Annotated in this window: 5 protein-coding genes; 1 reads left to right on the top strand and 4 read right to left on the bottom strand. The window is 75.7% G+C overall.

The features are described from left to right. Positions 1–68: 68 nt before the first annotated feature. From ACYVKY_RS14620 to ACYVKY_RS14630, 3 genes are all read right to left on the bottom strand, one after another. A complete protein-coding gene (locus ACYVKY_RS14620; RefSeq protein WP_460435723.1) occupies positions 69–917 on the bottom strand; it encodes a nucleoside phosphorylase-I family protein in 849 nt (282 codons plus the stop codon). A gap of 102 nt (positions 918–1019) precedes the next feature. Next, positions 1020–1391, bottom strand: a complete 372-nt coding sequence (locus ACYVKY_RS14625; protein ID WP_460435724.1) for an FmdB family zinc ribbon protein — start codon at positions 1389–1391, stop codon at positions 1020–1022. Between the two features lie 81 nt (positions 1392–1472). Next, positions 1473–3020, bottom strand: coding sequence for a potassium/proton antiporter (locus ACYVKY_RS14630; protein ID WP_460435725.1), 1548 nt, complete (start codon positions 3018–3020; stop codon positions 1473–1475). Between the two features lie 144 nt (positions 3021–3164). Here ACYVKY_RS14630 and ACYVKY_RS14635 point away from each other — a divergent pair, with 144 nt between their 5' ends. Further along, the gene (locus tag ACYVKY_RS14635; RefSeq protein ID WP_460435726.1) at positions 3165–5846 is read left to right on the top strand and encodes a penicillin acylase family protein; all 2682 of its coding nucleotides are present in this window, start codon (positions 3165–3167) and stop codon (positions 5844–5846) included. On the opposite strand, the gene ACYVKY_RS14640 is transcribed toward ACYVKY_RS14635, so the two are convergent. After that, a partial coding sequence (locus ACYVKY_RS14640; protein WP_460435727.1) for a 5-formyltetrahydrofolate cyclo-ligase occupies positions 5815–6233 on the bottom strand: 419 nt, incomplete at its 5' end. The two genes, ACYVKY_RS14635 and ACYVKY_RS14640, sit on opposite strands and share 32 nt — an antisense overlap.

Below are 6233 nucleotides of genomic sequence, written 5' to 3' on the forward strand. Positions count from 1 at the left end.
CGGGGCGGCCAGGCCGACGAGCAGCGCCGCGGCGACCCGTCGGTGCCGGAGCAGCAGCCGGGGCACGGTCAGGGCAGGTCGAACGGCAGCCGCTGGCCCTCGAGCGCGTCGCGGCAGGCGCACCCGCCCTCGCCCTCGGCGGGCAGCGCGGCCGCGGCGTCGGCCACCAGGCCCTTGAGCGTCTCGACGTTGCGCCCGAACACCTCGAGGACCTCGGCGTGCGAGACCGCCGGGCCGCCCTCGATCCCGGCGTCGTGGTCGGTGACCAACGCGATCGTGGTGAAGCACATCGCCAGCTCGCGGGCGATCGCCGCCTCGGGCATCGCCGTCATGCCGACCAGCGACCAGCCCGCCGCGGCGTGCCACTGCGACTCGGCGCGGCTGGAGAACCGCGGGCCGTTCACCACGACGAGGGTGCCGCCGTCGACCGGGTCGGCGCCGCGCTCCCTCCCCGCGGCCAGCACGGCGGCCCGCCCGACCGGGCAGAACGGGTCGGCGAAGCCGACGTGGACGACGTGGCCGGCGCGCTCGTCCTGCCCGTCGTAGACGGTGTGCGCGCGGCCGGTGGTGCGGTCGACCACCTGGTCGGGGACGACGACCGTGCCGGGCCCGAGCTCGGGCCGCAGCGAGCCGACGGCGCACGGTGCGAGCACCTGCCGCACCCCGACCGCGCGCAGCGCCCAGAGGTTGGCCCGGTACTCCACCCGGTGCGGGGCGAGCCGGTGGTCGCGGCCGTGCCGGGGGACGAACGCGACGGGCCGGCCGGCGACGAGCCCGACCACCGGCGGCTCGCTCGGCGGGCCGAAGGGCGTGGTGACCTCGACCGGACGGGCGTCGTCGAGGAAGGAGTAGAACCCGGAGCCGCCGATCACGCCGATCTCGGCGCGCGGGACGTCGGGCGCGGGGCTGGTGGTCATGGCCGGGACGCTAGCCGCCGCCCCGTCGCGCCCGCACCCGTCCGGGGACCTGCTGTGGACGCGGGGCACCCGCGGGCCCGCCTGTGGACGGCGGGCGTGCCGTCAGGAGGAGGTGGCGGCCGCCGGCTTCGAGGAGCCGGTCGACGACGAGCCGCTGGACGACGAGGTGCCGGACGAGCCGGACGAGCCGGACGAGGAGGTGCCCGACGTGCTCGACGTGCCCGAGGAGGTGCTCGACGACGAGGAGGAGGCGTCGGTGGAGGTGCTCGACGACGACGTCGTCGAGGAGGACGAGCCCGAGCGGGAGTCGGTGCGGTAGAAGCCGGAGCCCTTGAACACGATGCCGACCGAGCCGAACAGCTTGCGCACCTGGCCCTGGCAGCGCGGGCACTCGGTGAGGGCGTCGTCGGTGAAGGCCTGGTGCACCTCGAAGCGGTTGTCGCAGGCGGTGCACGCGTACGCGTACGTGGGCACGGGCGGGCTCCTTCTGGGGTGGCGGTGCGCTCGCGCGGCGCGTCGGCCGCGGCTGGCACTCGGGTCGTCCGAGTGCCAATGCTAACGCCCGTGGGGCGGTGCGTCTTCCCCTCGTGCCGGTCCGCCACCCCGGCCGCCGCCCGGCAGCGCCCGCCACTGCGCGAGCCGGCCGCGGGTGCTCAGCTGGTGCAGCCGGCGCTCGGTGGCCTCGCGCACGGGGCCGGGGCAGACCACCATCAGCTGGTCGCCGCGACGCAGCCGCGTGCTCGGCTGCGGCACCAGGGAGGCGCCGTCGCGCACCACCAGGGTGACGCCCGCGCCGCCGGGCAGGCGCAGCTCGAAGACCTCCAGGCCGTGCAGCCGCGAGCCGGGCCCGACCGCCACCGTCAGCACGTGCGCGTCGATCGCCGACAGCGGCGAGGTCTCGATCTCCAGGTCCTGCGGGGTGTCGCCGGCCAGCCGCAGCCAGCGGGCCACCCGCGGCAGGGTGGGGGCCTGCACCAGCGTGAAGACCACGACGAGCACGAAGACGAGCTCGAACAGGCCGTCGGTGCCGGGTGCGGCGAGCGTCACCGGGATGGTGGCCAGGACGATCGGCACCGCACCGCGCAGCCCCGCCCAGGACAGGAACGCCTGGTCGCGCCAGCCGAAGCCGAGCCAGCTCACCGACGCCACCACCGACAGCGGGCGCGCCACCAGCAGGAGCACGGTCCCGATCACCAGGGCGGGGACGACCTGGCCCGGGAGGTCGGCCGGCGACACCAGCAGCCCGAGCAGCACGAAGAGCCCGATCTGGGCCAGCCACCCGACGCCCTGGGCGAACCCCCGGACGGTCGGGCGATGGGGCAGGTCGGCGTTGCCGAGCACGAGGGCGGCCAGGTAGACGGCGATGAAGCCGCTGAGGTGGAGCACCTGCCCGGCACCCCAGGCCAGCGCGCAGAACGCGAGCACGGCGATCGGGTACAGGCCGGACGAGGGCAGCGCGACGCCGCGCAGCATCCGGGCACCCAGCCACCCCAGCCCGAGGCCGAGGACGGTGCCGCCGGCCAGCTCGAGCCCGGCCTCGAGGACGACGAGGAGCGGGTTGTGCAGCCCCTGGCCGTCGGCGGCGGCGCTCAGGGCGACCACCAGGATCACGACCGGGGCGTCGTTGAACCCCGACTCGGCCTCGAGCATCCCGGCGAGGCGACGGGGCAGCGGCACGACCCGCAGCACGGAGAAGACCGCCGCCGCGTCGGTCGAGGCGAGCACCGCCCCGAGCAGGAACGACTGCACCCAGGGGATGCCGAGCAGCCAGTGGCCGGCGACGGCCACGACCACGACCGACACGGTGGTGCCGAGCGTGGCCAGGACCGCGGCGGGCGCGACCGACCGCCGGATGGTCGACCACCGGGTGGTGAGCCCGCCCTCGGCCAGGATCAGGGCGAGCGCGGCGTAGCCGAGCGCCGTGGTGAGCTCGTAGTCCTCGAACCCGACGCCCAGGCCGCTCTCGCCGAGGCCGATGCCGAGCGCGAGGTAGAGCAGCAGCGACGGGGTGCCGGTGCGGGTCGACAGCCGCACCGCGCCGACGGCGACCAGCAGGACGAGCGCGCCTGCGGAGACGGCGACCCCGAGGTCGTCGACGTCCATGGGCGGGCTCCCCGTCGGGTCGGCGGTGGTGCCCATCCTAGGTGCGGCGGGGGACGGGTCGCGGTGCGTCCGGCCGGTCTGCGCGGACCTGCGCCCCGCGGTCGTTACGCTCGCCGGGTGCCGGGCCTTCGACGTGTGCTGCAGGTGGCGGTGGTCCTCCTCGTGACCGTCGTCCTGGTCGTCGTGGTGTCGGTGGTGACGACCGTCCGCCGTCCGCTGCCGGACTGGTCGGGCACGCTCGAGGCGGCCGGGCTGCGCGAGGAGGTGACCGTCGTCCGCGACGCGCAGGGTGTGCCGCAGGTGTACGCGAGCAACGCCCACGACCTGTTCTTCGCGCAGGGGCTCGTGCACGCCCAGGACCGGTTCTTCGAGATGGACTTCCGCCGCCACGTCACCGCGGGGCGGCTGTCCGAGCTCGTGGGGCCGAGCAGCGACGCGCTCCAGGCCGACCAGGTCGTCCGCACGCTCGGCTGGCGCCGGGTGGCCGAGCGCGAGCTGCCGCTGCTGTCGCCTGACACCCGCGAGTACCTGCAGGCCTACGCCGACGGCGTCAACGCCTACGTCGGCGACCGCTCGCCGGGCGAGCTGTCCGCGGCGTACGCCGTCCTCGACCTCACCGGCGACGTCGCCGACATCGAGCCGTGGACGCCGGTCGACTCGCTGGCCTGGCTCAAGGCGATGGCGTGGGACCTGCGCAGCAACTACAACGCCGAGCTCGGCCGCGCGCTCGCGTACGGGCGCACCCGCACCGGGCAGGGGCAGGCCGCCGACGTCGCGCTGGTCGAGAGCCTGTACCCGCCGTACCCGACGTCCGAGCACGTGCCGATCGTCCCGGGCACCTCGACGTCCGGCTCCGCGCTGCCGGGCGGGCTGCTCGCCGACGGGGCGACCGCGCCCGCTGTGCAGGCGCAGGTGCAGGCGCCGACGTCCGACGGCCGCGTCCAGTCGGCGTCGCGCTCGTCGCGCACCGCGCTCGAGGCCGCCCAGCGCGCGCTCGACGCCGTGCCGGTGCTGATGGGCCGCGGCGACGGCATCGGCTCGAACTCCTGGGTCGTGTCGGGCACGCACACCGAGAGCGGCCGCCCCCTGCTCGCCAACGACCCGCACCTCGCGCCCGGCATGCCGAGCATCTGGTACCAGGTCGGCCTGCACTGCACCGACGTCGGCGACGAGTGCCCGTTCGACGTCTCCGGCTTCTCGTTCTCCGGCATGCCGGGGATCGTGATCGGCCACAACGCCGACATCGCCTGGGGCATGACGAACCTCGGGCCCGACGTCACCGACTTCTACCTCGAGGACGTCTCCGACGACACCTACCTGCGCGACGGCCAGCAGGAGGAGCTCGAGACCCGCACCGAGACCATCCGGGTGCGCGGCGAGGCCGACGTCGAGCTCACCGTCCGCGAGACGGTGCACGGGCCGCTGATCTCCGACGTCGTCGACGCCCTCGACACCGTCGGCGAGGACGCGCCGGTGCCCGACCCGGCACCGTTCAGCCCGGGCGGGTACGCGGTCGCGCTGTCGTGGACGGCGCTCACGCCGGGCCGCACCGCCGACGCCGTGTTCGCGCTGAACCAGGCCGGCAACTGGGACGAGTTCCGCGCGGCCGCAGAGCTGTTCGAGGTGCCGGCGCAGAACCTGGTCTACGCCGACACCGAGGGGAACATCGGCTACCAGGCGCCCGGCAGGATCCCGCTGCGGACGCCGGGCCAGGGCCTCGGCCAGGCCGACGGCACCTGGCCGCGGCTCGGCTGGGACAGCGACTACGACTGGCAGGGCTACATCCCGTTCGCCGAGCTGCCGTCGGTGCGCAACCCCCAGGAGGGGTTCGTCGTCGCGGCGAACCAGCAGGTGGTCGGCGACTCCTACCCGTACCCGCTGACCTCCGACTGGGACTACGGCTTCCGCTCCCAGCGCATCCGCGACGCGCTGACCGAGCTCACCGCCGACGGCGGGAAGGTCACCGCCGCCGACATGGAGGCGCTGCAGACCGACACGACCAACGGGCTGGCCGCGATCCTGGTGCCGAGCCTGCTCGCCGCGCCGCCGGTGTCCGAGGACTCCCCGGCCGACCGCGCGTTCACCGCCGAGGCGATCGCGCTGCTGCGGCCGTGCACCACCGGTGGCAGCACCGACGCCTGCTGGGACGGCACGCAGCCCGCGGACTCCGCCCCGGCGGCCTACTTCAACGCGGTGTGGAGCAACCTGCTGCGGCTCACCTTCGACGACCAGCTGCCCGAGGGCGCGCGGCCGGACGGCGGCGGCCGCTGGTTCGAGGTGGTGCGCGCCCTGCTCGCCGACCCGGCCAACCCCTGGTGGGACGACACGACCACCCCGACGGTGGTCGAGACCCGCGACCAGGTGCTCGGGCAGGCCCTCAAGGACGCGCGGCTCGAGCTGACCGCCGCGCTCGGCAAGGACCCGGCCAAGTGGGAGTGGGGCAAGCTGCACACGCTGCAGCTGCGCCAGCAGCCGCTCGGCGGCGACACCGTGCCGGGTCCGGTCCGCGCGCTGTTCAACTCGGGCACCACGCAGATGGGCGGCGGCACCTCGACCGTGCTGGCCACCGGGTGGGACGCCTCGTCCGACGGCTACGCGGTCAACTGGGTGCCCTCGATGCGGATGGTGGTCGACCTCGACGACTTCGACCGCTCGCGCTGGGTCGACCTCACCGGCGTCTCCGGGCACCCGTGGAGCGGGCACTACGGCGACCAGACCGCGGCCTGGGCCGCGGGGGAGACCTACCCGTGGCCGTTCGGGCGGCGCGCGGTCGAGCGGGCGGCCGAGGACACCCTCACCCTGCAGCCGGCGGACGACGAGGGGTAGCGAGGTCGACCCAGCCGGACGGCGTGAGCGCGGCGTCGACCTGGCGGTCGTGCGGCTCGCGCGGCACCCGGCCCGGTGGCAGCACCTCGTCGTCGTGCACCACGGCCACGACGAGCGGACCGACGGGGTGCGGGGCGAGCACGGCGAGCGCGCGGTCGTAGAACCCGCCGCCCTGGCCGAGCCGGGCGCCGTCCCCGCCGACCGCGAGCGCGGGCACGAGCAGCACGTCGTGCGGTCCGAGGGCGAGGTCGGCGGTGCCCGGGAGGCCGGCCGGGTCGCCCTCCGGCTCGTCGAGCCGGCGGCCGCCCGGCAGCACGTGCCCGGGGCGCGTCGGGCCGTCCGGTCCCCAGCGCAGGTCGCCCGGCCCGGCGACGACGGGCAGCAGCA

The sequence above is a fragment of the Angustibacter speluncae genome (genome assembly GCF_054777815.1).